30 protein-coding genes are annotated in these 25350 nt (G+C 69.0%); 16 read left to right on the top strand and 14 right to left on the bottom strand.

Annotated elements, in window-relative coordinates:
- The 10 genes from E3T33_RS08930 to E3T33_RS08885 form a co-directional block, all read right to left on the bottom strand.
- A partial coding sequence (locus E3T33_RS08930; protein ID WP_277870633.1) for an NAD(P)-dependent oxidoreductase occupies positions 1-239 on the bottom strand: 239 nt, incomplete at its 3' end.
- Positions 236-1171: an ABC transporter permease gene (locus E3T33_RS08925; RefSeq protein ID WP_092323623.1), complete on the bottom strand. Its 936-nt coding sequence runs from the start codon at positions 1169-1171 to the stop codon at positions 236-238. The genes E3T33_RS08925 and E3T33_RS08930, both read right to left, overlap by 4 nt.
- Positions 1161-1919 (bottom strand): ABC transporter ATP-binding protein, encoded by a 759-nt coding sequence (locus E3T33_RS08920; RefSeq protein ID WP_092323622.1) that lies wholly within the window; start codon positions 1917-1919, stop codon positions 1161-1163. The genes E3T33_RS08925 and E3T33_RS08920 overlap by 11 nt, the downstream gene beginning before the upstream one ends.
- Positions 1920-1922: 3 nt before the next feature.
- On the bottom strand, positions 1923-2942 hold the full coding sequence (locus E3T33_RS08915) for an ABC transporter substrate-binding protein (protein ID WP_241982890.1): 1020 nt from the start codon (positions 2940-2942) through the stop codon (positions 1923-1925).
- A 59-nt stretch (positions 2943-3001) separates the two neighbouring features.
- Positions 3002-4366: a GTP-binding protein gene (locus tag E3T33_RS08910; protein ID WP_134575162.1), complete on the bottom strand. Its 1365-nt coding sequence runs from the start codon at positions 4364-4366 to the stop codon at positions 3002-3004.
- Positions 4366-5325: a sulfate adenylyltransferase subunit CysD gene (cysD, locus tag E3T33_RS08905; RefSeq protein ID WP_092323617.1), complete on the bottom strand. Its 960-nt coding sequence runs from the start codon at positions 5323-5325 to the stop codon at positions 4366-4368. Before cysD ends, E3T33_RS08910 begins: the two co-directional genes overlap by 1 nt.
- Positions 5322-6068 carry a phosphoadenylyl-sulfate reductase gene (locus E3T33_RS08900; RefSeq protein ID WP_241982888.1) on the bottom strand — a complete coding sequence of 249 codons (747 nt, stop codon included), beginning with the start codon at positions 6066-6068 and terminating at the stop codon, positions 5322-5324. The genes cysD and E3T33_RS08900 overlap by 4 nt, the downstream gene beginning before the upstream one ends.
- A complete protein-coding gene (locus tag E3T33_RS08895; protein ID WP_092323614.1) occupies positions 6065-7783 on the bottom strand; it encodes a nitrite/sulfite reductase in 1719 nt (572 codons plus the stop codon). The genes E3T33_RS08900 and E3T33_RS08895 overlap by 4 nt, the downstream gene beginning before the upstream one ends.
- Before the next feature lie 164 nt (positions 7784-7947).
- Positions 7948-8667 carry a CbiX/SirB N-terminal domain-containing protein gene (locus E3T33_RS08890; protein ID WP_092323613.1) on the bottom strand — a complete coding sequence of 240 codons (720 nt, stop codon included), beginning with the start codon at positions 8665-8667 and terminating at the stop codon, positions 7948-7950.
- Between the two features lie 60 nt (positions 8668-8727).
- Positions 8728-10122 (bottom strand): FAD-binding oxidoreductase, encoded by a 1395-nt coding sequence (locus E3T33_RS08885; protein WP_092323611.1) that lies wholly within the window; start codon positions 10120-10122, stop codon positions 8728-8730.
- A 128-nt stretch (positions 10123-10250) separates the two neighbouring features.
- On the opposite strand from E3T33_RS08885, the gene ftsY reads away from it, so the two are divergent.
- The 6 genes from ftsY to E3T33_RS08855 all read left to right on the top strand — a co-directional run bounded on the left by ftsY (position 10251) and on the right by E3T33_RS08855 (position 15327).
- Complete coding sequence (gene ftsY / locus E3T33_RS08880; RefSeq protein ID WP_092323610.1) at positions 10251-11126, top strand: signal recognition particle-docking protein FtsY; 876 nt, start codon at positions 10251-10253, stop codon at positions 11124-11126.
- A gap of 9 nt (positions 11127-11135) precedes the next feature.
- Positions 11136-11639 carry a DUF2004 domain-containing protein gene (locus E3T33_RS08875; RefSeq protein ID WP_092323608.1) on the top strand — a complete coding sequence of 168 codons (504 nt, stop codon included), beginning with the start codon at positions 11136-11138 and terminating at the stop codon, positions 11637-11639.
- Between the two features lie 98 nt (positions 11640-11737).
- On the top strand, positions 11738-13312 hold the full coding sequence (gene ffh / locus E3T33_RS08870) for a signal recognition particle protein (RefSeq protein ID WP_092323607.1): 1575 nt from the start codon (positions 11738-11740) through the stop codon (positions 13310-13312).
- A 33-nt stretch (positions 13313-13345) separates the two neighbouring features.
- On the top strand, positions 13346-13837 hold the full coding sequence (locus tag E3T33_RS08865; RefSeq protein ID WP_092323605.1) for an META domain-containing protein: 492 nt from the start codon (positions 13346-13348) through the stop codon (positions 13835-13837).
- A 113-nt stretch (positions 13838-13950) separates the two neighbouring features.
- Positions 13951-14742, top strand: coding sequence for an LLM class F420-dependent oxidoreductase (locus tag E3T33_RS08860; protein ID WP_134575161.1), 792 nt, complete (start codon positions 13951-13953; stop codon positions 14740-14742).
- A gap of 48 nt (positions 14743-14790) precedes the next feature.
- The gene (locus E3T33_RS08855; RefSeq protein WP_134575160.1) at positions 14791-15327 is read left to right on the top strand and encodes a DUF5655 domain-containing protein; all 537 of its coding nucleotides are present in this window, start codon (positions 14791-14793) and stop codon (positions 15325-15327) included.
- A 44-nt stretch (positions 15328-15371) separates the two neighbouring features.
- Here the strand turns inward: E3T33_RS08855 and E3T33_RS08850 are convergent, their stop codons facing one another.
- Together E3T33_RS08850 and E3T33_RS08845 are read right to left on the bottom strand one after the other, a co-directional pair.
- Positions 15372-15959 carry a hypothetical protein gene (locus tag E3T33_RS08850; protein WP_134575159.1) on the bottom strand — a complete coding sequence of 196 codons (588 nt, stop codon included), beginning with the start codon at positions 15957-15959 and terminating at the stop codon, positions 15372-15374.
- A gap of 147 nt (positions 15960-16106) precedes the next feature.
- On the bottom strand, positions 16107-17243 hold the full coding sequence (locus tag E3T33_RS08845) for a glutamate--cysteine ligase (protein WP_092323599.1): 1137 nt from the start codon (positions 17241-17243) through the stop codon (positions 16107-16109).
- 233 nt (positions 17244-17476) lie between these two features.
- Between E3T33_RS08845 and rpsP the strand changes: the two genes are divergently transcribed.
- The 3 genes from rpsP to rimM are packed head-to-tail and all read left to right on the top strand — an operon-like array spanning position 17477 to position 18772.
- Positions 17477-17905 (top strand): 30S ribosomal protein S16, encoded by a 429-nt coding sequence (rpsP, locus tag E3T33_RS08840; RefSeq protein ID WP_092323597.1) that lies wholly within the window; start codon positions 17477-17479, stop codon positions 17903-17905.
- Between the two features lie 2 nt (positions 17906-17907).
- The gene (locus tag E3T33_RS08835) at positions 17908-18144 is read left to right on the top strand and encodes an RNA-binding protein (RefSeq protein WP_092323596.1); all 237 of its coding nucleotides are present in this window, start codon (positions 17908-17910) and stop codon (positions 18142-18144) included.
- A gap of 1 nt (position 18145) precedes the next feature.
- Positions 18146-18772: a ribosome maturation factor RimM gene (gene rimM / locus E3T33_RS08830; RefSeq protein WP_134575158.1), complete on the top strand. Its 627-nt coding sequence runs from the start codon at positions 18146-18148 to the stop codon at positions 18770-18772.
- A 211-nt stretch (positions 18773-18983) separates the two neighbouring features.
- On the opposite strand, the gene E3T33_RS08825 is transcribed toward rimM, so the two are convergent.
- A complete protein-coding gene (locus tag E3T33_RS08825) occupies positions 18984-19361 on the bottom strand; it encodes a DUF559 domain-containing protein (protein WP_134475269.1) in 378 nt (125 codons plus the stop codon).
- A 239-nt stretch (positions 19362-19600) separates the two neighbouring features.
- On the opposite strand from E3T33_RS08825, the gene trmD reads away from it, so the two are divergent.
- The 7 genes from trmD (at position 19601) to E3T33_RS08790 (ending at position 24765) form a co-directional block, all read left to right on the top strand.
- Positions 19601-20365 (top strand): tRNA (guanosine(37)-N1)-methyltransferase TrmD, encoded by a 765-nt coding sequence (gene trmD, locus E3T33_RS08820; RefSeq protein WP_092323591.1) that lies wholly within the window; start codon positions 19601-19603, stop codon positions 20363-20365.
- A gap of 9 nt (positions 20366-20374) precedes the next feature.
- A complete protein-coding gene (locus E3T33_RS08815) occupies positions 20375-20887 on the top strand; it encodes a hypothetical protein (protein WP_092323589.1) in 513 nt (170 codons plus the stop codon).
- Between the two features lie 190 nt (positions 20888-21077).
- Positions 21078-21425, top strand: a complete 348-nt coding sequence (gene rplS / locus E3T33_RS08810; protein WP_092323588.1) for a 50S ribosomal protein L19 — start codon at positions 21078-21080, stop codon at positions 21423-21425.
- 99 nt (positions 21426-21524) lie between these two features.
- Positions 21525-22274 carry a signal peptidase I gene (lepB, locus tag E3T33_RS08805; protein ID WP_134575156.1) on the top strand — a complete coding sequence of 250 codons (750 nt, stop codon included), beginning with the start codon at positions 21525-21527 and terminating at the stop codon, positions 22272-22274.
- A 6-nt stretch (positions 22275-22280) separates the two neighbouring features.
- Positions 22281-22925: a ribonuclease HII gene (locus E3T33_RS08800; RefSeq protein WP_134575163.1), complete on the top strand. Its 645-nt coding sequence runs from the start codon at positions 22281-22283 to the stop codon at positions 22923-22925.
- A 12-nt stretch (positions 22926-22937) separates the two neighbouring features.
- Positions 22938-23261 carry a DUF2469 family protein gene (locus E3T33_RS08795; RefSeq protein WP_066596196.1) on the top strand — a complete coding sequence of 108 codons (324 nt, stop codon included), beginning with the start codon at positions 22938-22940 and terminating at the stop codon, positions 23259-23261.
- Between the two features lie 31 nt (positions 23262-23292).
- Complete coding sequence (locus E3T33_RS08790; protein WP_134575155.1) at positions 23293-24765, top strand: glyceraldehyde-3-phosphate dehydrogenase; 1473 nt, start codon at positions 23293-23295, stop codon at positions 24763-24765.
- A 13-nt stretch (positions 24766-24778) separates the two neighbouring features.
- Here the strand turns inward: E3T33_RS08790 and E3T33_RS08785 are convergent, their stop codons facing one another.
- Positions 24779-25219: a nitroreductase family deazaflavin-dependent oxidoreductase gene (locus E3T33_RS08785; RefSeq protein WP_092323583.1), complete on the bottom strand. Its 441-nt coding sequence runs from the start codon at positions 25217-25219 to the stop codon at positions 24779-24781.
- Between the last annotated feature and the right edge of the window lie 131 nt (positions 25220-25350).

The following is a 25350-nucleotide window of genomic DNA, read 5'->3' as shown; positions in this document are numbered from 1 at the left end:
GCCAGCCAGGCGCCGTCGAGGTCGCCCGAGGCGTAGGGGCGGGCGCGCCAGGTGAGCGCGCCGTTACGCACGAGGGAGCGAAGCTCGGGGCCGGCCTCCGGGGCGACGACGGTGACGATCGCGCCGACGAGCACGAGCCCGGAGGCGCGGCGGGCGGCCACGGCCCCGCCGCCGACGACGGTGACGGGCCGGCCGGCCAGGTGCAGGCCGAGCGGGTACAGGAGTGCGGGGTCGGTCATCGGATACCTCCTGGGGTGAGTCCGCGGCGGCGCAGCAGCCGCCGTTCGATCGGGGCGAAGACGGCGAGTTCGACGAGGATGCCGACGCCGAGGATGAGCAGGATGGTGGCCAGCACGCTGCCGAGGTCGGCGAGTTCGCGGCTCTGCTGCAGCATCGAGCCGAGGCCGAAGCCGATCGTGCCGCCCATGGCGATGATCTCGGCGGCCATCAGCGAGCGCCAGGAGAAGGCCCAGCCCTGTTTCAGGCCGGAGAAGTAGCCGGGCAGGGCCGCGGGCAGCACGACGAGGGTGGCGAGCTGGATGCGGCCGGCGCCGAGCACCGTTCCCACCCGGCGCAGCTGCGGCGGCACCTGGTCGATGCCGGAGACGAGCCCGTTCGCGATCGAGGGCACGGCGCCCATGAGCACGACGAAGTAGACGGTGGCGTCGGAGAGCCCGAACCAGATGATCGCCGCGGGAACCCAGGCGACGGAGGGGAGCACCTGGAGGCCGGAGAGGAGCGGGCCGAGCGCGAGGCGCAGAGGCCGCCACTCCGCCAGCAGCAGGCCGAGGGGCGTGCCGATGGCGACGGCGATGAGGAAGCCGACCCCGCCGCGTTCGAGGCTGGTGAGCACGGCGAGCTGCAGGCGGCCGTCTGCCCACGCGGTACCGAGCGCGCCGAGCACGTCGAGGGGCCCGGGCACGAGGTCGGGCCGGGGGCGGGCGATGACGACGTAGAGCTGCCACACGGCGACGAGGCCGGCCAGCAGCAGCACCGGCGGCAGCACCCCCTCGAGGATGCGCCGCACGCTGCCCTTCTCGGTGCTCGGGACGGCCTGCAGGGCGTCGAGACCGGATTCGAGCGTGCGCAGGTCGTCGGCCGGGCGGCCGGAAGCGGGCGCGCCGGATGGGGCTACGGACTGGGGAGCGACGGTGGTGGTGTCAGGCGGCATTGCGGCGGATCTCCCTTCGGAGCTGCTCGGTGATTTCGATCGAGAGACGAGAAACCTCGGGGGATTCGATCCGTCGTGGCCCGTCGTCGGCGAGGCGCCACTCGTTGGCGATGCGGCCGGGCCGCGACGACATCAGCAGCACCCGCTGGCCGAGCCGGGCGGCCTCGCGCACGTTGTGGGTGACGAAGACGATCGTGCGTCCTGTTTCGCGCCACACCCGCTCGAGTTCCTCGTGCAGCAGGTCGCGGGTGATGGCGTCGAGGGCGGCGAAGGGTTCGTCCATCAGGAGCACCTTGCGGTCCTGGGCGAGCGAGCGGGCGAGGGCGACGCGTTGCCGCATGCCGCCGGACAGTTCGTGCGGGCGCTTCGAGGCGGCATCCGCGAGGTTGACGACGTCGAGCAGCTCGAGGGCCTTCCCGCGGCGCTTGTCCCGCGGCACCCCGCGCAGCTTGAGCGCGAGTTCGACGTTGCGGCCGGCCGTCAGCCACGGGAAGAGCGCGGCGTCCTGGAACATGACCGCGGCGCTGCCGCTGGCGACGGTGACCGTTCCGGTGCTGGGAGCGTCGAGGCCCGCGATGATGTTGAGCAGGGTCGACTTGCCGCAGCCGGATGCGCCGAGCAGGCAGACGAACTCTCCCGGCTGGATCGACAGGGTCACGTCGTCGAGCACGAGGGGTCCGTCGGCGCCGAAACGCTTGCCGAGCGCGGTGATCCGGATAGCGGGAAGGACGGCGGGCGCGGCGCTCATGGTCTACTCCGCCCCGAGGCCGGCGGCCGAGACCGGGTCGGCGCCGGACTCGGCGAGCACGGCGTTCAGAAGCGACAGGTCGAACAGGCCGTCGAGGTTCCCCTGCTTGGCCGTGCCGGCGTCGACGCCGGCCCGCAGCAGCGTGGGGAACGTCCCGGCGAGCGGATCCGTCGTGAACCGCACCGCGCCGAGCGCGCGTTCGATCACGGCGCCCGGCAGCGGCTTGCCGGTGTCGGCGGCCAGGCGGGCGTTGATGACGGCGCCAGCCTCGTCGGCGTGACCGTCGAGCCAGGCGACGGATGCCGTGTGCCCGGCGAGCAGGGCGCGCACGGTGTCCGGGTGGTCCCGGAGGAAGTCGCTCCCCACGAGCAGCACGGTGGTGGGGAAGGCACCTTCTGGCCAGAGGGACGCCTCGTCGACGAGCACCTCGGCGCCGGCCTCGATCACGAGGCGGGACACCCACGGCTCGGGGAGCCAGGCCCCGTCGATCTCCCCGCTTTGGAACAGGGCGAGGGTCTGGGCGTTCTCGGTCGGGGTGATGCGCACGTCGCCGCCGCCGGTGGTGTCGGTCTCGAAGCCCTCCGTGCCGAGCCAGGCGCGCAGGGCGACGTCCTGGGTGTTGCCGAGCTGCGGGGTCGCCAGGGTCGTGCCGGCCAGATCGGCCGGAGTGTCGATGCCCGGCCGTACCACGAGGGCCGCGCCGCCGCTGGCCGCCCCGGCGACGACGCGCGCCGAGGCGCCCGCGCTCTGCACGAAGGTGTTCACGGCCGGGTTGGGGCCGACGTAGGCGGCGTCGATGGCGCCGGCGCTGAGCGCCTCGATGACCGCCGGGCCGGCGGCGAAGGCCTGGGCGGTCAGTTCGGTGTCGCCGAGGGAGTCCTGGAGGAACCCCTTTTCCAGCCCGACGAGGGCCGGAGCGTGGGTGACGTTGTCGAAGTAGCCGAGCCGGAGTTCGGCGGCAGGGCCGCCGGCCGGGGCATCCGCGGAGGCGCTCGCCGAGCATCCGCTCAGCCCGGCGACCAGCCCGGCGGCCAGCAGCGCGGGGAAGAGCGCGGCCGCAATACCGCGGGGGCCGGCCCGGCTCACGAGGCACCGCCGGCGGCGAGCACGATCCCGGCGGCGAGCGTTGCGCCGTCCTGCGGGTGGATGACGAGGAACGCGCCCGAGCGGCGGTTCTCCGCGTACGTTTCGAGCGGCAGCGCGGAGGCAAGCCGAACCGTGGCCTGGCCGATGTCGTTGACCTCGAGGCGGTCGGCGGTCTCGATCGCGAGGGTGTCGAGGCTGCGGCGTCCGGTGATCTCCGGCACGATGGCCTGGATCGTGGAGGTGCCGAATTTCACCAGCACCCGGGCGCCGGCCGCGAGCGGCCTGGCGTCGAGCCAGAACAGCGCGGCGGTCAGCTCCTTCACCTGCGGGGGCAGGGTGCCGGCCGCGGCGATCACGGCGCCGCGGGCGATGTCGAGGTCGTCCCGCAGCCGCAGCGCCACCGATTGCGGGGCGAAGGCCAGGTCGAGTTCCGCTCCGGCGAAGTCGATGCCGGTGACGACGGTGCTGCCGCCGCCGGGGCTGACGGTGACGGTGTCGCCGACGCGCAGCGTGCCGGATGCGACCTGGCCGGCGTAGGCACGGTAGTCGCGGTACCGGGGGGCGTCTTCCTCGGGCACCACGACGGCGCCCTGCGGGCGGAGGACCAGCTGCACGGGCAGGCGGAAGGCCCGGGTCTCGCTTTCGATTTCGTCGACGAGGGGGAGAGTCTCCAGCAGCTCGAGCAGGCTCGGGCCGTCGTACCACGGGGTGTGCGGGGAGCGGTCGACGACGTTGTCGCCGACCAGGGCCGACACGGGGATGACGTGCACGGCGCCGAGTCCGAGCTCGGCGGTGACGGCGCGCACGTCGGCGGCGACCTCGGTGTACGCGGCCTCGTCGTAGCCCAGCAGGTCGATCTTGTTCACCGCGACGATGACGTGCTGCACGCGGAGCAGGGCCAGCACCGAGAGGTGGCGGCGGGTCTGCTCGAGCACGCCCTTGCGGGCGTCGATGAGCACGACGACCGCGTCGGCGGTGGTCGCGCCGGTGACCATGTTGCGGGTGTACTGCACGTGGCCGGGGCAGTCGGCGAGGATGAACGAGCGGTGGGCGGTGGCGAAGTAGCGGTAGGCGACGTCGATGGTGATGCCCTGTTCCCGCTCGGCGCGGAGGCCGTCGGTGAGCAGGGCGAAGTCGATTCCGCCGGCCGCGCCGCCGAAGCCGCGCTCGGACGAGGTGCGGGTGACCGCGTCGAGCTGGTCGGCGAGGATCGCTTTCGAGTCGTGCAGCAGCCGGCCGACGAGCGTGGATTTGCCGTCGTCGACGGAGCCGGCAGTGGCGAAGCGGAACAGCGTGCCCTGGAGCGGGCTTCCCTGCAGCGCGCTCGGCCACACGGCTTCGGTCAGGAGTGTGTCGGTCATTAGAAGTACCCGTCTCTCTTGCGATCTTCCATGGCGGCCTCGGAGATGCGGTCGTCGGCCCGGGTGGCTCCCCGCTCGGTGAGCGTCGACTGGGCGACCTCCCGCACGACGGCGTGCACGGATGCGGCATCCGATTCCACGGCGCCGGTGCAGCTCATGTCGCCGACCGTGCGGTAGCGCACGGTGCGCCGCGAGACGGTTTCGTGGGCCAGCGGGGCGCTGACCGGCCCGACCGCGCGCCACATGCCGTCGCGCAGGTAGACCTCGCGGTCGTGGGCGTAGTAGAGCGGGGGCAACTCGATGCCTTCGCGTTCGATGTAGCGCCAGACATCCAGTTCGGTCCAGTTACTGATCGGGAAGGCGCGCACGTGCTGGCCGACCGTGTGGCGGCCGTTGTAGAGGTTCCAGAGCTCGGGGCGCTGGTTGCGCGGGTCCCACTGGCCGAACTCGTCGCGGAGCGAGATGATGCGCTCCTTGGCGCGGGCCTTGTCCTCGTCGCGCCGGGCGCCGCCGAAGACGGCGTCGTGCCGGCCGGCCGCGATGGCGTCGAGCAGGGGCACCGTCTGCAGCGGGTTGCGGGTGCCGTCGGCGCGTTCCTGCAGTCGGCCGTCGTCGATGTAGTCCTGCACGCCGGCCACCTCGAGGGTGACGCCGAGCCGGGCGACCGTGGCGTCACGGAACGCGATGACCTCCGGGAAGTTGTGGCCGGTGTCGACGTGCAGCACCGGGAACGGCACGCGGCCGGGCCAGAACGCCTTCGCGGCGAGGTGGAGCATGACGACGGAGTCCTTGCCGCCGGAGAACAGCAGCACCGGGCGCTCGAATTCGGCGACCACCTCGCGGATGATGTGGATCGCCTCGCTCTCGAGCACGTCCAGCTGGGTCAGGCGGTGCGGGCGCGCGGTCGCCGGGGGTGCCGCGGCTGCCGGGGGTGCCGTGGCGATGTCGTGGGCGCTCATAGGTGCAGTCCGCATTCTGTTTTCTCGAGTCCGGCCCAGCGGCCGGAACGGGGGTCTTCGCCGGCGGCGACGGGTTTCGTGCACGGGGCGCAGCCGATGGACGGGAACCCCTGGGCCAGGAGCGGGTTGACGGCCACGCCGTGGGCGGCGGCGTAGTCGATCAGCTCGTCGAAGGTCCAGGCGGCGAGCGGGTTCACTTTGACCAGGCCGTTGCGCTCGTCCCATTCGACGAGACGTGTGCCGGCCCTGGTCGGCGCCTCGTCGCGGCGCACACCGGTGAACCAGAGTTCGTACCCGGCGAGGGTGCGCTGCAGCGGAGCGACCTTGCGCAACGCGCAGCACTGGCCGGGGTCGCGGGCGAAGAGGTCCTTGCCCCAGGCGGCGTCCTGCTCGGCAACGCTCTGCTCCGGCAGCACGTCGACTATGGTGACGCCCGGGGTGCCGGCGACGGTGTCCCTGGTGGCGTGAGTCTCCGGGAAGTGGTAGCCCGTGTCGAGGAACAGCACATCCACGCCCGGCAGCTGCTGCGCGACGAGCTGCGGCAGCACGGCATCCGCCATCGAGCAGGCCACCGCCACGGCGTCGGTCCCGAAGTTGCGGGCGACCCAGGCGATGACCTCGGCGGCGGATGCCTCGCCCAGTTCGATCGCGCCCTGTTCCGACAGAGAACGGAGCTGCTCTACGCTGCGCCGCCCGGCCGCGGGCTGGTTGACATCGGGCTGGTTGACATCGATACGGCTCACTGGAGCGCCTCCTCGTCGGCTCGGTGCGCCCATTGGGCGAAGGTTTCCGTCTCGGCCCGGTCGGCGAGGAAGCGGCGGACGATCCGTTCCACGTAGTCGGCCAGGTCGACGGCGGTCACCTTGAGGCCGCGCACCGTGCGGCCGAGGCCGGCCTCATCGCGGCCGACGGAGGCGAGCCCGCCGCCGAGGTGCACCTGGAACCCGGGCACCTGGCCGCCGGCTCCGTCGGAGAGGAGCTGCCCCTTGAGGCCGATGTCGGCGGTCTGGATGCGGGCGCAGGAGTTGGGGCATCCGTTGACGTGCAGGCTGATCGGCTGCGGCAGGTCGAGGCCGGCGAGGCGTGTCTCCAGTTCGAGCACGGCGTCGGTTGCGGTCTGCTTGGTCTCGACGATCGCAAGCTTGCAGAACTCGATCCCGGTGCACGCAATCGTCGAGCGGCGGAACAGGCTCGGACGGGCGGCCAGGCCGAGCGCGTCGAGCGCCGTGATCAGCGGTTCGACGTCTTCCTCGCTGATGTCGAGGAGCACGAGTTTCTGGTGTGGCGTGGTGCGCAGCCGGCCCGAGCCGTGCCGCTCGAGCAGGTCGGCGAGCCCGGTGAGCATGGTGCCGGAGACGCGCCCGACGAAGGGCGTGACTCCGATGTAGAACTTTCCGTCGTTCTGCTTGTGCACGCCGACGTGGTCGCCCTGCTGCGTCGGGGTGGGCGCGGGCGGGCCGTCGGGCAGTGCCTCGTGGAGGTATTCGTCCTCGAGCACCCTGCGGAACTTCTCCGGTCCCCAGTCGGCGAGCAGGAACTTCAGCCTGGCCTTGTTGCGCAGCCGCCGGTAGCCGTAGTCGCGGAAGATGGAGGCGACGCCGAGCCAGACGTCGGCGACCTTGTCGGGGGAGACGAAGGCGCCCAGGCGCTCGCCGAGGCGGGGGCTGGCTGACAGGCCGCCGCCGACCCAGAGGTCGTAGCCGAGGCCGAGCTCCGGGTGCCGCAGGGCGACAAAGCCGACGTCGTTGATCTCGTGCACGACGTCCTGGCTCGGGTGGCCGGTCAGGGCCGTCTTGAACTTGCGCGGGAGGTTCGCCAGCTCGGGGACGCCGATGTACCTCGCCGTGATCTCGGTGATCGCGTCGGTCGGGTCCAGCAGCTCGTCGACGGCGATGCCGGCAACGGGGGAGCCGAGCACGACGCGGGGCACATCGCCGCAGGCCTCCGTGGTCTGCAGGTCGACGGCTTCGAGGCGGCGCCAGATCTCGGGGACATCTTCGACCCTGATCCAATGCAGCTGGATGTTCTGCCGGTCGGTGAGGTCGGCGGTGTCCCGGCCGAATTCCTCGGATATCTCGCCGATGACCCGCAACTGGGCGGTGGTGAGCTGGCCGCCGTCGATGCGCACACGGAGCATGAAGAACTTGTCCTCGAGCTCATGTGGCTCGAGCGTGGCGGTCTTGCCGCCGTCGATGCCGGGCTTGCGCTGCGTGTACAGCCCCCACCAGCGGAATCGGCCGTGCAGGTCGGTGTCCTCGATCGAGTCGAAGCCCTGCATGGAGTAGACCTGCTCGATCCGCTCCCGTACGCTCAGCCCGCCGTCCTCCTGCTTCCACTTCTCGTTGCCGTTGAGCGGGGCGGTGCCGTCGACCTTCCACTGTCCGTGGGGGCGCGTTGCCGGTCGCGGCGGGCGCGTGGGCGCGGCGCTGGTGATGCTGGGGGTCGGGCTGGGCGACATGGTCTGCTCCTTTTGTATCGGCCAGTCGCGGACGGAAAACGGTGTCCGACAACTGCGCTGGGTACGACGGTAGCCAGCGCCCGAGCCCCCGTCACGCGGGCCGGTCACGGCCGGTCACGCGGGGTAGTGGGGCGTCACACGGGCGCGCGAAGAGACAGCCCGGTCTACTGTGCCGGCGCCCGCGCCGAGCGGTAACGGTCGACCACGACGTCGACGAGCTGCCGAGGAACGGCGGACCCCGGAACCAGCAGAGGTGAGGTGGCGATGCTTGCCCCGGCGCCCTCGACGAGGTCCTGGAAGAAGCCAGGGGCGAGCAGGTAGCTGCTGACCACGATGCGTCGCCCGGGGTTGTCCCGCCGGGCGGCCGCGATCGCGTCGGCCAGCCTCGGCTCCGCGGCGGACAGGAAGCCGAGGCCAACCGGGCGAGCGGATGCCGCCGCGAGGCGCTCGGCGACGACGCGGCAATCCGCGACCGCCCTGGCGTCGCTCGACCCCGCCACGGCGAGCACGACCACGTCCTCGTCCCGGAGGCCGGCCTGCTCCAGCCGGTCCCGCAGCAGCTCGACGATCCGGTCGTCGGGACCGAGGGCGCCGGCCAGCAGCACGGTGCGGTCGGTCACCGCGCGCACCGCCTCGGTGAGGTCGACGTGCACGTGGTAGCCGGCCGACAGCAGCAGGGGAACAACGACCGCCGGCAGTCCGGCCGGAAGCGCGGCCAGGGTTTCCGGCGCATCCGGGTGCTGCACGTCGACGAAGCCGAGCGCGACGGTGAGCAGCGGCTCGGCATCGGCGACCGCGCGCATGAGGGCGGCCACGGCGGCCTGGCCGGCGGGCGAGGAGGTGCCGTGGGCGATGCCGGCGAGCGCGGGGGCGGTGGTCGTCACCCTTCCATTCTGTGGGCCGACGCCCGCGGTGTTACGTCGCGCGTCGTCGGCCGGGCAGAGTCAGCCGGGCAGGCGCCGATTGCTCCGGAACAGGCTGTCCGGGTCGTGGGCGAATTTCACCTTCCCGAGTCGAGCCAGGCTTTCCGGCGGGAGGGCGGCGGAGAGGTCCTGGCCGGGGGAGAGCAGCGTCGGCACCATGCGCCGTTCGGTCATCCCCGTCAGGGCCCGGTCGATGGGTCCGAACACTGCCGCCGGATCGATCCTGCGGCTCGGATCCAGCAGGATCGCGCCGGCGAACACCAGGTATTTCGACTCGAGATGCCCGACGATGCCCGTCGCATCCGGCGCCGGATCGGCTATCGCGCCCCCGAGCGGCCGGAGCTGCACCATGGTGAGCCCGGCGGGCGTCGCCTCCCTGAAGGCCTCGATCAGCGGCGCGAATCCGTCGTCGCCGAGCCCCCTGATCGCCGCGTTCCAGTCCAGGCTCCCGACCGGATCCGAGGGTTCGGCCGCGACCTCGCCCAGGTGCCCGATGTCGAACGGCTGCATGAGGTTGGCGATGACGGGCACGGCGGAGAGCAGCGGGGCCAGGAGCGTACCGGCCGTGTCGGCGTCGCCGACGAAGACGACGTCGACGGTCGCGAAGCTGTGACCGCGCATCGGCTCGGGCACCATCTCCACGTCGGGCATGTTGATCAGCCCGGCGAACATCGTCAGCTCATCCGGTGCCGTGGCCATGATCGCGGCGACCGCGTCGAGCACGGCGCCGGCCGCCTCGATCGGGAACAGGATCTTCCCGCCGAAGAGGGCCGGAGCGGGGTACAGGTCGATTTCGAGGGCCGTGACAATGCCCAGCATTCCGGCCGCGCCCCGCATCGCCCAGAGCAGCTCGGCGTCACCCTCGGCGGAGCCGTGGGCCGAGTCCAACCGGCGGGAGCGCCCGTGCGCCTCGACGAACTCGATGGCGCGGATGGAGTGGGCGGCGAGTCCCTTCCAGCGGCTGAACCAGGAGTGCCCGCCCGAGAGCAGGTACCCGGCGACGGTCACGTCCGGGTTCGTGCCGGCCAGGGCGATCAGGCCCGTTCCCGTCAGGCGCGGCAGCACGGCGCCCCATTTGACGCCGGCACCGATCCGGGCGTAGCGCTCGTCTGCGTTCACCGTCACCTCGTCGAAGGCGGAGGTGCGTACCAGGATGCAGCCGCGCACGTCGCCGCTCGCGCCATGGCCGTTCGGCTGCACGGCGATCTCGAAACGCCCGGCGCGGGCCGCGGCCACAATCTGCCGCAGGCCGTCCACGGTGGCGGGGATGGCGACCGCGGCAGGGTCTTGTTCGACCGCCCGGTTCCACGGCGCCCTGACCGTGTCCCAGTCGGCGTCGCCGGGACGAATGAGTCGCCCGCCCAAGGAGGCGGCGAGGGCGCTCAGGGTGGGATCCATCTCGGTGGTTTGCGACATGGGTTCCTTTCGATGGCTGTTCGATGGGTTGTGTTCCCCCTGGTCCAACCGGACCCGAAGCGATTATCGACCCGGCGCCGGGGGGATGCCACCCCCGGATGACCCGGCGCGCGCCCTAGGCTAGGGGCATGGTTGAACGCACCTCCTGGTCACTCTCCGGCGCGCTGCGCGGCATGTTCGCGAAGCCGACGATCGATGAGCAGACCTGGGAGGACCTCGAAGACGCGCTGATCCAGGCGGACTTCGGCCCCGACGTCACCGACGGCATCCTCACCGAACTGCGGGCGAAGGTCGCGAAGTACAACACCACCGACCCGACCGACCTGCAGCGGATGCTCCGCGAGGGCATCGAGGAACGCCTCGCCAGGCTCGACTCCACCCTCACGCTCAGCGCGCGCCCCGCGATCGTGCTGGTGGTCGGCGTCAACGGCGTCGGCAAGACGACGACCATCGGCAAGTTCGCCAAGTTCCTCCGGGGCTACGACCGCAGCGTGCTGATCGGGGCCGCCGACACGTTCCGTGCGGCCGCCGTCGAGCAGCTGGCGACCTGGGCCGAGCGGGCCGGCGCCGACATCGTGCGGCCGCAGGCGCAGGGCCAGGACCCGGCATCCGTCGCCTTCCAGACGGTCGAGAAGGCCATCAAGAACGGCATCGACATCGTGATCATCGATACCGCGGGCCGACTCCAGACCAAGAGCGGGCTGATGGACGAACTCACCAAGATCCGCCGCGTGATCGAGAAGCAGACCCCGATCGCCGAGGTGCTCCTCGTGCTCGACGCCACCACGGGCCAGAACGGCCTTGCCCAGGCCGAGGCGTTCATCGAGCACGCCGGCGTGACCGGGCTCGTGCTCACCAAGCTCGACGGGTCGGCCAAGGGCGGCTTCGTGCTGGCCGTGCAGGAGAAAACGGGCATTCCCATCAAACTCGTCGGCCAGGGTGAGGGCATCAACGACCTCACCGGATTCACGCCGCATGTCTTCGCTAAAAAACTCGTCGGATAGGAACCACTCATGACCATCGAACACGATTTCTTCGGCATTCTCGGCAGCGACGATGAGGGCGAGGTGTACTGGTCGGAGTCCGCGGAACTCGGCGACCAGGCCGTCGAGGTCGACCTCAGCTCCCCGGACGAGGATTCGGTCTCGGTCGAGGCGCTCGACATCGCCGCCGCGATGATCAATTCGCTCGAAGAACTCGACGCCGCGGCCAGGGAGTCGCTCGTCGCCGACCTCAGCTCCGAGAAGAGCCTCACCGCGCACTACATCGAGGCGCACTTCGAGGAGATGGACGCCGAGGCCCTCGACGACGCCATCATCTGGGACTCGGGCGACAAGCAGATCGACTTCCTGCGCTCCCTGCGGCTGCAGCGGGTGGGTTTCCACCCGCACCACAGCGCCAGCGAGGGACACTTCGCCCTGCTCGACTACTCGATCAGCCCCGACGACACCGATTCCCTGATCGTCGTCACGATCGATGTGCACGGCGACACCGTGGCCCTCGCCATCGAAAGCTGACCCCTCCCCGCGAAACCGCACTTGTGCGCGTTATCCGTGCCGAATAAGCGGCACAACTGCAGTCTCGGGTTGACGGCGGCACGTAAACTGGGTTCACAATGGCTACTTTTGGAAACCTCTCAGATCGCCTCGCCGAGACCTTCAAGAATCTCCGCACGAAGGGCAAGCTCTCCGCCGCGGATGTCGACGGCACGGTCCGCGAGATCCGTCGCGCCCTGCTCGAAGCGGATGTCGCGCTCGAGGTCGTCAAGGAGTTCACCGGCAAGGTGCGCGAACGCGCCCTCGGCGACGAGGTCAACAAGGCGCTGAACCCGGCCCAGCAGGTCGTGCAGATCGTCAACGAGGAGCTCGTGCAGATCCTCGGCGGCGAGCAGCGCCGCCTCGAATTCGCCAAGAAGCCGCCCACCATCATCATGCTGGCCGGCCTGCAGGGTGCCGGCAAGACCACGCTCGCGGGCAAGCTCGCGAAGTGGCTGGCCAAAGACGGCCACACGCCCATCCTCGTCGCGGCCGACCTGCAGCGCCCGAACGCGGTCACCCAGCTCGAGGTCGTCGGCGCCCAGGCCGGCGTGCCCGTCTACGCGCCCGAGCCCGGCAACGGCGTGGGTGATCCGGTCCGGGTCGCGCGCGACGGCGTGAAGTTCGCCCAGCAGAAACTGCACGACGTCGTCATCGTGGACACGGCCGGCCGCCTCGGCGTCGACGCCGACATGATGAAGCAGGCCGCGGACATCCGCGCCGCCATCGACCCGGACGAGGTTCTCTTCGTCATCGACGCCATGATCGGGCAGGACGCAGTGAGCACGGCCCGGGCGTTCCAGGCCGGCGTCGACTTCACCGGCGTGGTTCTGACCAAGCTCGACGGCGACGCGCGCGGTGGCGCAGCGCTGTCCATCGCCTCCCTCACCGGCCGGCCGATCATGTTCGCGTCCACGGGCGAGAGCCTCGACGACTTCGAGCCGTTCCACCCCGACCGCATGGCCAGCCGCATCCTCGACCTCGGTGACATCCTCACCCTGATCGAGCAGGCGCAGGGCGCGTTCGACGAGGACGAAGCCCGCAAGATGGCCGAGAAGTTCTCGACCGACACCTTCACCCTCGACGACTTCCTCGGCCAGATGCAGCAGCTGCGCAACATGGGTTCGATCAAGAAGATGATGGGCATGTTGCCGGGCGCCGGCGCCATGAAGGCGCAGCTGGAGAACTTCGACGAGCGCGAGATCGTGCGCACCGAGGCGATCATCCAGTCGATGACGAAGGCCGAGCGGGCCACTCCGAAACTGCTGAACGGATCCCGCCGGCTGCGGATCGCCCGCGGTGCCGGCTCGACCGTCACCGAGGTCAACCAGCTCGTCCAGCGCTTCGAGCAGGCCGCGAAGATGATGAAGACCGTCGCCCGCGGAGGCACGCCGAACATCCCGGGCATGGGCCCGATCCCCGGCGGCAGCTTCGGTGGCGGTCGCGGCAAGCAGCAGCCGAAGAAGAAGGGCTCGAAGTCGGGCAACCCGGCCAGGCGAGCGGCGGAGAACGCGGCCCTGGCGGCCGGCGAGAAGCCGGCCGCCGAGTCGGGCGTTCCGGGCGGCTCGGGCTTCGGGCTGGGCGGCGGGGCGCAGAAGCCCGGCGGTCCGAGCGAAGAAGAAATGGCCGCCCTGCAGAAGATGCTCGGGCGGTAGGCTCACACCACTCATCTAGCGGGGAGGCAGCGGATGCGCACGCGCAACACACGTCTCGTTCTCATCCTTGGCGCGTTGGCCCTCACCGCCGCCGTCCTTGCGGTCGCCCTCCTGGCCGGGTGCGCAACCGGCGCCGGGCCGTCCGGCGACCGGCCTTCCGGGCCGCCCAGCAGCGCCCCGGCCGGCCCCGCCCCGGAGGACCTGGTCGGAACCTGGGTCGTCGACGCGACCTTCCAGGTGCAGACCCAGCCGTTCCTGACGATCGCCGCCGATGGCACCTGGGCCGGCTCCGACGGCTGCAACGGCGTGCGGGGCACCTGGGAGCTCGAATCCGGCGGCGCCATCACGACGACTGCAGGGCCGCACACCCTCATCTACTGCGACGGCAAAGATCTGCCCACCCTCTTCGCCGACGCGAAGACGGTGGCCGTCGACGGCGACACGCTGACCCTGATGGATGCCGCCGGCGAGGTCACGGCGACCCTCGTCGCCGGCCGCGAGCAACGGCTGAAACCGCAGGCGTAGCTGAAACCGCAGGCGTAGTAGGCGTAGGAAACCGCAGGCGTAGTCTGGCCCGCATGAGCCCAGCCCGCATGAGCCCAGCCCGCATGAGCCCAGCCCGCATGAGCCCAGCCCGCATGAGCCCAGCACCCGTCCTGCCGGTGCGCCTCGGCGTGCAGGTCGCCCAGCAACACGGCACCATCGGCACGATCAGGGACACGGTGGCGGAGATCGAAGCCCTCGGGGTCGACGTCGTCTTCGACTGGGACCACTTCTTCCCGCTGTCCGGCGATCCGAACGGCCTGCACTTCGAGTCGTGGACGTTGCTGGCGGCGTGGGCGGAGCAGACCTCGACCATCCAGCTCGGCGCCCTGGTGAACTGCAACAGCTACCGCAACCCCGACCTGCAGGCCGACATGGCCCGCACGATCGACCAGATCAGCGGCGGGCGCTTCATCTTCGGCACGGGATCGGGCTGGTTCGAGCGCGACTACGACGAGTACGGCTACGAGTTCGGCACGGTGGGGACCCGCCTGGATGCCCTCGAGGCGGCCCTGCCGCGGATCGAGGCCCGATGGGCGAAGCTGAACCCCCCGCCGCTCCGCGACATCCCCGTGCTGATCGGCGGCGGAGGCGAGAAGAAGACGCTGCGCATCGTCGCCAGGCACGCCGACATCTGGCATTCCTTCTCGAACCCGCAGGTGCTCGAGCACAAGCTGGGCGTGCTGGCCGGCTGGTGCGACACCGTCGGCCGCGACATCGCCGAGATCGAGATCTCCACCGAGCTGCGCCGGCGCAGCGTCGACGAGGCCGACGAGCTGTACGCCCTCGGCACGCGGCTGTTCACGATCGGGGTGTCCGGCCCGCGCTACGACCTCGCGCCCGTGGTCGACTGGCTCGCCTGGCGCGACAGCAAGAACGCGCTCTGATCGGTGAGCCCCTTCCGCCATGCGGCCGGATGCGATTGACTCGGCACCATGGATCCCGGAACGCAATCGATGATCAACAGTCTTGCGGCGAACACGGGCCATTCCCTCGAGGAGTGGTTCGTGGTGCTGGAGGCGACCGGGCTTGGCAAACACACCGACCTGATGAACCATCTCAAGCGGGAGCACGGGCTGGGCCATGGCTTCGCGAACAGCATCGTGCTGCTCTTCCGCGCCCGGGACACAGACCAGGGCGACGACGCCCTCGTCGCAGCCCAGTACACGGGACCGAAGGCAGCCCTCCGCCCGACCTACGACGTGCTCGTCGCGGCCGTGTCCGGCTTCGGCCCCGACGTCGAGATCGCACCGAAGAAGGCGACCGTGTCGCTGCGCCGGTCGAAGCAGTTCGCGCTGATCGAGCCGGGCAGCAAGAGACTGCAGGTCGGTATCAACCTCACGGGCACCCCGCCGACCGAACGGCTGCTCGAAGCCGGCGGCATGTGCACCCACAAGGTCTGGGTGACGGCCCAGGACGAGATCGACGACGAGCTGATCGGTTGGCTCCGGGCGGCCTACGACCGGGCGTAGGCGACAGCGGGGCGGTCACACGATGACTGCCGTGCGCTCTGACATCACCCGATCACGAGAAAATAGACGGCAGCCACCACCCCGAGTGCACCGAACGTCGAGAACAGCAACACGTTCACGAGCGGCCGTTTTGACGTGTCCCACGCGGTATAGACGCCGGAAAGCGAGCAGCCCATCCCCACGATGGCAGCCGCCCACACGACGACAAGACCGAACTCGAGCGTGGCACCCGATGCGTCGGCGGCCGCAAAAAAGGGGTAGGCGGTCGGCACAATCACAATCGCCCCGGCCCCCGCAAGGAGCAGGGTCTGCACGACGGTGATCAGGGCCAGGCTCACCGGCCTCCTCCGGGCGACGGTCAGATGCCTGCCCCGCAGCCACACGGACCACGGAACGAAGACAACCGTCAGCACGGCTATGCCCAGTCCACCGACGAGCGCGCCCAGCCCGGTGAGAAACGCGTAGGAACGACCGTCCGAGTCTGTGAAAAAGTCCAGCACGAGCAGTGTCCCGCCGCCCGTATCTCGCTGAAGAACGAAGATGTCCCAGCCACTCAGCGTCTCGCCCGTGGCCGCGCCCAGCCACGGGAGAAATGACGCCACCATCACCGCGACGCCGCAGATGACCGCCACCAGGCCCGTGATCAGCGCACGGCGTTTCCAGTGCGTGGCAACTGCGGGGGGATGGAGAACGGGAGCCTCAGATATCGCAATCCAATTCCGGCCTCGTCGTCGGTGCGGTACCGGAACCATAGTGCCGGCATCGCGCCGGCAGCCCTCTTAGAGCGCGAGCCCGGTCCGGAGTTCCCGGCTGAGCGCCGCGACCACCGCCGGCAGGCTTCCCCCGTGCGCCTCCGCGACCTCGAGCTGGCGCTGGTAGCTGGCGCCGTGACTCAGGATCAGGTTCAACTGGAGCAACTCCGGCAGGCAGCCCAGACGTTCGGCGACGGGGGAGAGCACGTCGATGAGCCTGCGGATGTCCTCGGTGACCGGCCGTTCCGCTCCGGCAGCATCGAGGATGACCCGGGCGCCCAGCCCGTACCGGGCCGCCCGCCACTTGTTCTCCCGCACGAACCACGGCGGCATCGTCGGCACGTCCTCGCCGGCGTCCAGGGCCGTCGACATCCATTCGACCAGGCAGTGGATCAGGGCGGCGATGGCCCCGAGCTCCTGCTGCGTCGACACTCCGTCGCAGACCCGCACCTCGATCGTGCCCCAGCGCGCTGACGGCCGGATGTCCCAGCGCACCTCCGTCGCATCCTCGATGATGCCCGTGACGGTCATATCGTCGACGTAGCGCTCCCACGCCTCCCAGTCGGGCAGCATCCACGGCTGGCCGGCGGTGGGCAGCTGCTGGAACATGAGGGCGCGGTTGGAAGCGTAGCCGGTGTCGACTCCCGCCCAGAACGGGCTGGACGCCGACAGGGCCTGCAGGTGCGGGATGTAGGTGAGCATGCCGTTCAGGATCGGCATGACCTTGGCCCGGTCTTCTATCCCCACGTGCACGTGGATGCCCCAGATCATCATGTTGCGGCCCCACCACTGGGTGCGGTCGATCAGGCGGTGGTAGCGGGGTTTGTCGGTGATCTCCTGCTCGTACCACTGGCTGAACGGATGCGAGCCGCTGCAGATGACGCCCACGCCGCGCGGCTCGGTCACGGCGCGCACCTCGTCCAGCTGGGCGACGACATCCGCGACCGCCCCGGCGACGTTCGTGTGCACGCCGGAGACGAGTTCGATCGTGTTCAGCAGGAGTTCGCCGGTGATCTGCGGGTGCGGGGACCCGTCGTCGGCGCGGAGAGCGTCGAGCACCTCGGCGGCGAGGGGGACCAGGTCGCCGGTCGCGTTGTCGACGAGCGCGACTTCCCACTCGATGCCCACGGACGACCGAGCCGAGGGGGCGAATTCCATTCCCATGTGCGCTCCTCTGCTGGTGCCGGCAGCAGCTCGAGGAGCCGCGTCTGCGAACAATCCTGACACCGCGAGATCCGATTATCACAAACGGGGGGATGTCTGACAGAATGATTAGTCGAGTTCTCTTGCCGTCCGACCCTCTAATCAGACGCAGGAAAACCATATTGAGCTTGCTCCGAGTGTGCCCCCACGCTCACGGCTGTCAGTTCGCCAAACATCACTAACACAGGAGAATTGTGGCTGTCAAAATCCGTCTGAAGCGCATGGGCAAGATCCGTGCACCGTACTACCGCATCGTTGTCGCCGACTCGCGCACCAAGCGCGATGGCCGCGTCATCGAAGAGATCGGCATCTACCACCCCACGCAGGAGCCCTCCGTCATCGAGGTCAAGTCCGAGCGTGCGCAGTACTGGCTCGGCGTCGGCGCACAGCCGACCGAGCAGGTTGCCGCTCTCCTCAAGCTGACCGGCGACTGGGGCATCTTCAAGGGCGACAAGAACGCCAAGAGCACCGTCAAGATCAAGGAGCCGAAGGTTCCTTTCGTCGCCGACGAGAAGAAGAAGCCCGTTCTCAAGCCGAAGGCCGAGAAGCCCGTCGTCAAGGAAGAGGCTCCCGCAGCCGAAACGACCGAGGCTGACGCCGAGGCCACCGAGGACAAGGCGTAATCTTGCTCGCTCCCGCGCTGGCGCACCTCGTCAAGGGGATCGTTGATCACCCGGACGATGTGCACGTTGTTGCAAAGAACTCACCCCGTGGCGATGTTCTCGAGGTTCGTGTGAACCCCGAGGACCTCGGCCGGGTGATCGGTCGCGCCGGTCGCACCGCCAAGGCATTGCGCACCCTCGTGGCCGCGCTGGCCGACGGCAAGCGCGTTCGTGTCGACGTCGTTGACACTGATTTCTAACGTGAGCGACTCCACGCCGCAGCGCACCCAGCTACGCGTGGGGCGCCTGACGAAGGCCCATGGCCTCAAGGGCGCAATCAAGCTGGAACTGTTCACGGATGACCCGGGGCGACGTTTCGTCCCGGGCGCCGTGTTCACCCTCCAGGTGCCGACCAGCTCCCCCTGGCACGGCAAGACTCTCGAACTCGTCGAGCTGCGCTGGTACAACCAGCACGCCGTCGGGTTCTTCAAGGATGTTCCCGACCGCGAAGCGGCGGAAACCCTGGCCAAGGCGATCCTCTGGATCGACCAGGACTCGGCCGAGCAGTCGGACGAGGAAGATGCCTGGTACGACCACCAGCTGGTCGGGCTCGCCGTCGTCCGCGACGGCATCCAGGTCGGCACGCTGGCCCGGCTCGAGCACCTGCCCGCGCAGGACCTGCTCATCGTCAAGACGCCGGCCGGTGAGGTCATGGTGCCGTTCGTCAAGGCGATCGTGCCGTCCGTCGACGTCAAGGCCCGCATCATCACCATCACCCCGCCTCCCGGACTCTTCGAGGAGATCCCCGAGGAGCCCGAAGCCCCCGCGGAAACGCTGCCCGAAGCGGATGCCGCCGCATCCGCCCCAGAAGCGCCTCCCGCCCCGTAACACCCCGCGAAACTGCAGTTGTGCGCGTCATTCGCGCCTTTTATCGCGCACAACTGCGGTTTCGCGGGAGGGCGGAATACTCTTAATCCCCAGCCCTGGCCGCTCGCGTCGCTCGACGGGGTCTGCGTGCCGCCACAGCTTGGAGTTATCGCCCGAGTACTGCGGCGGCCGGATCAACGGCGCGCCCAGTCGGTGATTGGCCGCAGGACGCTCAGTCGAGCGTCACGGCCAACCCCGCGGCCCGATGGAGGGGCTGCCAGCGGTGCTCTTGTCTCCGAACGATGGCCAGAAGTGCCCGTTCGACCGACGCCCAATCCTGCATGACCCGTCGGTGGGTCACCCGAACGACGATGTAGCCCAGTTCGACCAGCGCAAGATCGCGCGCGCGGTCCCGCTCGTATGCCTGTGGGTTGTCGTGGTGCCTCTGGCTGTCCAGTTCCACGACGAGACGGTCACCGACAAGAAGGTCCAGCCAACCGATCCCGGGGACATGCACCTGGCAGCGGACTGTCACGTTGTGTGCCCTAAGCCCCAGCCGCGTGAGTGTTTCCAGGCCGGACCCGCAGCCCGAGTCGACGAGGTCCATCATCCACTCGTGCGAGTCGGGCAGTCGGGCCAGCGCCGTCGAGAGACGGTCTGCCGAGAGTAACCCCCGGTTCGTCGGTTTCGTCCCACGCGTCGCGCCGACTCGCCGACCGCGCGGCCCGACGACGCCCCGGCCGAGCTCACCCGTAACATCCCGCGAAACTGCAGTTGTGCGCGTCATTCGCCCGTCTTAGCGCGCACAACTGCGGTTTCGCGGAAGGGCGGATCGGTAGACTCGCAGCCATGCGCATCGACATTGTCACGATCTTTCCCGAGTTCTTCGGGGTGCTCGACATTTCGCTGCTGGGCAAGGCCCGCCAGACCGGCCTGATCGACCTGCGCGTGCACGACCTGCGCGATTCCACCCACGATCGGCACCGCACCGTCGACGACACCCCGTACGGCGGCGGCGCCGGCATGGTCATGAAGCCGGAGCCCTGGGGTGAGGCGCTTGACGGCATCCTCGCCGACACGGGCGCCGCGACCAACGCCGTGCCCGCCGAGGTGGCGGATGCCGCAACCGGCCCGGTGCTCATCTTCCCGTCGCCCGCGGGAGAGCAGTTCACCCAGGCCACCGCCCGTGAACTCGCCGAGGAGCCGAACCTGATCTTCGGCTGCGGGCGCTACGAGGGCATCGACCAGCGCGTCTTCGACCATTTCGCCAGTCGCGGCCGGGTGCGGCTAATCAGCCTCGGCGACTACGTGCTCAACGGGGGAGAGGTCGCGGTCATGGCCATGGTCGAGGCGATCGGCCGCCTCATTCCCGGCGTCGTGGGAAACCCGGAAAGCCTCGTCGAGGAGTCGCACGAGGACGGGCTGCTCGAATACCCCAGCTATACCAAGCCGGCGCTCTGGCGCGGGCTCGACGTGCCGCCGGTGCTGCGCAGCGGCAACCATGGGGCCGTCGCCGCCTGGCGCCGGGAGCAGCAGCTCGAGCGCACCGCACGGGTGCGTCCCGACCTTCTGCCCCCAGCGAACTCCGAGGAAATCGACGGCGGGCAGGGATAATCTGGTCCTGTGATCGTTCGCAGGATCTTCTACTACTGGCAGTTCATCGCCATCGGCGCGCTTCCCGTGTGGCTGCTCGTCGGTTCGTCGATCTTCGGCGCCGGCGCCTGGGAAGTGCTCGGGGTGATCATCGGCGCGATCGCGCTCGGCGTCGCCCTGCTCGCCGTCGCGCTGCTCGTCTACGCCCGCGCTGAGGTGCGGGAGACCAGGGCCGTCTCCTGGCCGGACGTCGGCGTCTTCGGCCTGTGGCACGCGCTCGTCATCGGGCTCGTGTTCAACGCGGCGGATGCGCCGGGGGTGTGGCTGCTGGCCGTCCTGGCCGGCATCGCGGCATTCTGGTTCGCGCTCTGGGAGTTGTTCGACGCCGCTCGGCGTCGTGTGCGCCAGGTCATCGAGTTCATCGACTCCACGTCCGGACCCCTGGTCACCGAGACCACGATCCTCGGCACCACCAACCTCGGGCCAACCCGTCCTGTCGACCCCAACGTGATCGTCATCCCGGAGAAGCCCACGAACCCCTGAGCGCCCGCTTTGCTGTCCGGCCCGGTTTCGTGACAGAATAGGCGTTTGTGCCGCGGTAAACCTCTGCCACAGGGGAGATTCGCCGTGTGCGGCACACATTGACTTATCGGTTGCTGAGGCGACGCGCGGACCGCGTGTGGCGAAGCATTATTCGTAGTCGACCTGTGGCGGGTACAGAGAGCGAAAAACCATGCATATTCTCGACCAGGTGGATGCCCCGTCACTGCGGAAAGACATCCCCGCCTTCCGGGCCGGCGACACCGTCAAGGTCCACGTCAACATCGTTGAAGGCACCCGCTCGCGCGTCCAGGTCTTCCAGGGCGTCGTTATCGGCCGCTCCGGTGAAGGCGTTCGCGAAACCTTCTGCGTTCGCAAGGTGAGCTTCCAGGTCGGCGTCGAGCGTACCTTCCCGGTGCACTCTCCCGTCATCGACCACATCGAGGTCGTCACCCGCGGCGCCGTGCGCCGCGCGAAGCTGTACTACCTGCGCAACCTCCGTGGCAAGAAGGCCAAGATCAAGGAAAAGCGCTTCAACTAATTCCGCGTCTGCTCCCGCTTCACAGCGGATTCGCAGGCCCCCGGGAATTCGTCCCTGAGCTCCTCACCCCTAAACTGGGTGCGGAGCTCAGGCGGTTTAATGACAGAAAACACTCTGCCCACGCGATCAGATCGCCTGGAATCAGAGACGCGGCGCAAGAAGCGCGGCGTCGGACTATTCCTTCGCGACCTCGTAATCATTTTCGTGGTCGCGCTGCTCATCTCGTTCATGATCAAGACCTTCCTGATCCGCTCGTTCTACATCCCCTCCGGTTCGATGGAGCAGACGCTGCTGCTGAACGACCGGATCATCGTGAACCAGCTCCAGCCCGGGATGTTCCCGGTCGAACACGGCGACGTCGTCGTGTTCCGCGATCCGGGCGGATGGCTGCCGCCGCAGCTGCCGGTGGAACAGAACGCCATCGTGGCCGGGATCGACTGGATCCTGTCCGTCGTCGGACTGTCGGCTCCCGACAGCAACGACCATCTCATCAAGCGCGTGATCGGACTGCCGGGCGACCACGTCGTCTGCTGCAACGCCCTCGGCCAGATGAGCGTGAATGGCGTTCCGCTTTCTGAGGAACCGTACGTGTCTCTTCCGCCCGGGGAAACCGAGGTGTCCAAGGATGACTTCGACGTCGTCGTTCCTGCGGACTCCCTGTGGGTCATGGGCGACAACCGCTACAACTCCAAGGATTCCCGGTACAACGGCACCACCCCCGGCAAGGGGTTCGTGCCGATGGACAACGTCGTCGGCCGCGCCTGCGTGATCAGCTGGCCTCTGAACCGCTGGGGCTGGCTGGATGACTACCCGGCCGTGTTCAGCGGGGTCGACGAGGCGCGCGATTAGGTGATGATGGCCGTCGTCGAGCCCGACCTCGAGACCGAACTCGCTCTCCTGGCCGGGGGAGCGAACTGTGTGATCGGCTGCGACGAGGTCGGGCGCGGCGCCCTGGCCGGGCCGGTGGCCGTGGGATTCGCCGTGATCAACGCAACCGTCGGCCCCTTCCCGGTGGGCTTGCGCGACTCGAAACTGCTCAGCGAACCGCGGCGCCTGGTGCTCGCCCCGCTGGCCGCAGCCTGGGCGCTGCACTCCGCCGTCGGGCTCGCCACCGCCCAGGAGGTCGACAGCCTGGGGATCATGGCGGCCCTGGGGCTCGCCGGCAAACGGGCCCTCACCGAGTTGTTCGCCGTCGGGGTCGACATTTCCGGCAGCGTCGTACTCCTGGACGGCGCTGACGACTGGCTGAACAAGGCGCTGAAGACGCCCCTGACCGTGGTCCCCCGGGTACGGGCCGACCAGGATTGCGGATCGGTTGCCGCGGCATCCGTGATCGCGAAGGTGCACCGCGACGCCCTGATGATCACGGCGGATGCCGTGCACCCCGGCTACGGCTGGGCAACGAACAAGGGCTACGGCAGCGCGCAGCACATGGGCGCGATAGTCGAGCTGGGGCCCAACGACCTGCACCGCAAGTCCTGGCTCAAGATCTCAGCGTAGGATTGAGTCACCATGGAAGAAGACGAGTTCGAGGACTACGACCGCGAAGTCGAGTTGGCCCTGTATCGCGAATACCGGGATGTCGTTGGACAGTTCCAATACGTCGTCGAGACCGAGAGGCGCTTCTATCTGGCCAACGAGGTTGAACTCGTTCGCCGTGACACGGAGCACGACTTCTATTTCGAGCTGACCATGAAGGATGTGTGGGTGTGGGATGTCTACCGCTCAGACCGCTTCGTGAAGTCGGTTCGCGTGCTGACCTTCAAGGACGTCAACGTGGAAGAACTCGCATCCAAGGAATTTGAGCTTCCCAAGGAGCTCGCGCTCGACGAGTAGCACCACCCGTTCACCGACCAGAAGGCTGTTCTTGACTCACGCATCTGACCGCGCCCGCGAAACCTGGATCAACAGGGAGGCACTGGCCGAAGCGATGATTCCCCTCATCGGCCGGCTGTACCGGGACAACCACGTCGTCACCTCGGTGCACGGCCGCAGCCTGGTCAACCAGTCGGTCGTCGGCCTGCTCAAGGCCCACCGCTTCGCCCGTCAGGTCGACGATGTCGAACTGCCGCTCGAGGAGACCCTGCCGCTGCTCCAGGCGCTCTGCACCCTCGGACTGGGCGCCGCCTCGATCGACCTGGCCCGGCTCAGCGCCGCCTGGAAGCGCGACGGTGCCGGCCGCACGCTCGACGAATTCCTCCGCGAGGAACTGGCCGAGGTCGTCGACCGGTGGGGACAGGGCGACAGCACGAGCACCGACGTCGTGCTCTACGGCTTCGGCCGAATCGGCCGCCTGCTCGCCCGCATCCTGATCGAACACGCCGGCGGCGGCCAGGGTCTGCGGCTTCGGGCCATCGTCGTGCGCAGGGGCTCGGACGACGACATCATCAAGCGTGCCAGCCTGCTGCGTCGCGACTCCGTGCACGGCCCGTTCGAGGGCACGATCTCGGTCGACACGACCAACAACACGATCCTCGCCAACGGCACGCTGATCCAGGTCATCTACTCGGGCGACCCGGCCAGCATCGACTACACGGCCTACGGCATCCACGACGCCATCGTCGTCGACAACACCGGCCGCTGGCGTGACGCGGAGGGCCTCTCCCAGCACCTCGCCTGCCCCGGAGTCGCACGGGTGCTGCTCACCGCGCCCGGCAAGGGCGAGCTCAAGAACATCGTGCACGGCATCAACGACTCCGCGATCACCGACGACGACGCCATCGTCACGGCGGCGTCCTGCACCACGAACGCGATCACGCCGGTGCTCAAGGCCGTCATGGACCGGTACGGCATCGTCGACGGCCACGTCGAGACCGTGCACTCGTTCACGAACGACCAGAACCTCATCGACAACTTCCACTCCGGCGAACGACGGGGCCGCTCGGCCGCCCTGAACATGGTGCTCACCGAGACCGGCGCGGCGAAGGCCGTCGCCAAGGCGCTGCCCGAACTGGCCGGCAAGCTCACCGGAAACGCCATCCGAGTGCCGACGCCCGACGTGTCGATGGCGATCCTGAACCTCAATCTGGTCAACGGCACGACGAAGGACGAGCTGAACGATTACCTGCGCACGATGTCGCTGAACTCGACCCTGCACAAGCAGATCGACTTCATCGACTCGCCCGAGGTGGTTTCCACCGACTTCCTCGGCTCTCGCCGGGCCGGCATCGTCGACGGGCTGGCCACGATCGTCACCGCCAAAAAGGCCATCCTCTACGTCTGGTACGACAACGAGTTCGGCTACAGCTGCCAGGTCATCCGGGTGCTCGAAGAGATGGCCGGGGTCAACCCGCCGGCCTTCCCGCGGGTGCGCGCGGTGGAGCTCCTGCCGACCGTGTAGTCAGCTTCGTCGGTTAGCGCGGTTCGCAGATCACCACGGGGATGTCCCGCGTCGTCCTGCGCTGGTAGTCCGCGTAGCCGCGGTAGGCGGCGACGATCTTCGGCCACAGCTCGGCCTTCTCCGCGGCGGTGGCGGTGCGGGCCCGCATGGGCGTTGTCGCGCCGTCAACCGTGAGTTCGACATCCGGATTGGCGACGAGGTTCAGGTACCACATGGGGTTACGGTCCCCGCCACCCTTGGAGGCGACCAGGACGTAGCGTCCCTCGCCGTGCACGGGTGCCGTGAGCATCGTCGACCGGTGATGGCCGGTCGCGCGCCCGATCGTGTGAAGTTCGACGGCCGGCATCGTGCCGATCGACCGCAGGAGCCGGCCGCCGGAAAGCTTCAGCAGGGCCCGATGCCCGCCGCTCATCGCCCGCATCATCAGGTCGGTCAGGTTGTTGCGAAGGCTCATCTGACCAGCCTACGAGGCTCTGGGGTCGCCGCCTTCGAATGTCGGTGGTCGGGTATTGACTGTTCTCATGGACCTCATCACTGAGTACCTGACTTACCCGGACAATGAGTTCGGGGATGGCAAGCCCGGGG

Origin of the sequence: Cryobacterium sp. TMT1-2-1 (assembly GCF_004403955.1) — a bacterium.
Lineage (GTDB): Bacteria > Actinomycetota > Actinomycetes > Actinomycetales > Microbacteriaceae > Cryobacterium > Cryobacterium psychrotolerans.
The sequence above is the reverse complement of the archived record's forward strand: the minus strand, read 5'-3'. Positions and strand labels throughout refer to the sequence as shown.

Excerpts from the sequence above, each read along its gene's own strand:
- E3T33_RS08865 (WP_092323605.1), top strand. The coding sequence starts at position 13,346 with ATGCGCACGCGCAACACACGTCTCGTTCTCATCCTTGGCGCGTTGGCC.
- cysD (WP_092323617.1), bottom strand. The coding sequence starts at position 5,325 with ATGAGCGCCCACGACATCGCCACGGCACCCCCGGCAGCCGCGGCACCC.
- E3T33_RS08845 (WP_092323599.1), bottom strand. The coding sequence starts at position 17,243 with ATGGGAATGGAATTCGCCCCCTCGGCTCGGTCGTCCGTGGGCATCGAG.
- E3T33_RS08885 (WP_092323611.1), bottom strand. The coding sequence starts at position 10,122 with ATGTCGCAAACCACCGAGATGGATCCCACCCTGAGCGCCCTCGCCGCC.
- E3T33_RS08895 (WP_092323614.1), bottom strand. The coding sequence starts at position 7,783 with ATGTCGCCCAGCCCGACCCCCAGCATCACCAGCGCCGCGCCCACGCGC.
- E3T33_RS08825 (WP_134475269.1), bottom strand. The coding sequence starts at position 19,361 with ATGATGGACCTCGTCGACTCGGGCTGCGGGTCCGGCCTGGAAACACTC.
- E3T33_RS08785 (WP_092323583.1), bottom strand. The coding sequence starts at position 25,219 with ATGAGCCTTCGCAACAACCTGACCGACCTGATGATGCGGGCGATGAGC.
- lepB (WP_134575156.1), top strand. The coding sequence starts at position 21,525 with ATGACAGAAAACACTCTGCCCACGCGATCAGATCGCCTGGAATCAGAG.
- trmD (WP_092323591.1), top strand. The coding sequence starts at position 19,601 with ATGCGCATCGACATTGTCACGATCTTTCCCGAGTTCTTCGGGGTGCTC.
- ffh (WP_092323607.1), top strand. The coding sequence starts at position 11,738 with ATGGCTACTTTTGGAAACCTCTCAGATCGCCTCGCCGAGACCTTCAAG.
- rplS (WP_092323588.1), top strand. The coding sequence starts at position 21,078 with ATGCATATTCTCGACCAGGTGGATGCCCCGTCACTGCGGAAAGACATC.
- E3T33_RS08910 (WP_134575162.1), bottom strand. The coding sequence starts at position 4,366 with ATGACCGACACACTCCTGACCGAAGCCGTGTGGCCGAGCGCGCTGCAG.
- E3T33_RS08795 (WP_066596196.1), top strand. The coding sequence starts at position 22,938 with ATGGAAGAAGACGAGTTCGAGGACTACGACCGCGAAGTCGAGTTGGCC.
- E3T33_RS08920 (WP_092323622.1), bottom strand. The coding sequence starts at position 1,919 with ATGAGCGCCGCGCCCGCCGTCCTTCCCGCTATCCGGATCACCGCGCTC.
- E3T33_RS08925 (WP_092323623.1), bottom strand. The coding sequence starts at position 1,171 with ATGCCGCCTGACACCACCACCGTCGCTCCCCAGTCCGTAGCCCCATCC.
- ftsY (WP_092323610.1), top strand. The coding sequence starts at position 10,251 with ATGGTTGAACGCACCTCCTGGTCACTCTCCGGCGCGCTGCGCGGCATG.
- E3T33_RS08875 (WP_092323608.1), top strand. The coding sequence starts at position 11,136 with ATGACCATCGAACACGATTTCTTCGGCATTCTCGGCAGCGACGATGAG.
- E3T33_RS08855 (WP_134575160.1), top strand. The coding sequence starts at position 14,791 with ATGGATCCCGGAACGCAATCGATGATCAACAGTCTTGCGGCGAACACG.
- E3T33_RS08800 (WP_134575163.1), top strand. The coding sequence starts at position 22,281 with ATGGCCGTCGTCGAGCCCGACCTCGAGACCGAACTCGCTCTCCTGGCC.
- E3T33_RS08860 (WP_134575161.1), top strand. The coding sequence starts at position 13,951 with ATGAGCCCAGCACCCGTCCTGCCGGTGCGCCTCGGCGTGCAGGTCGCC.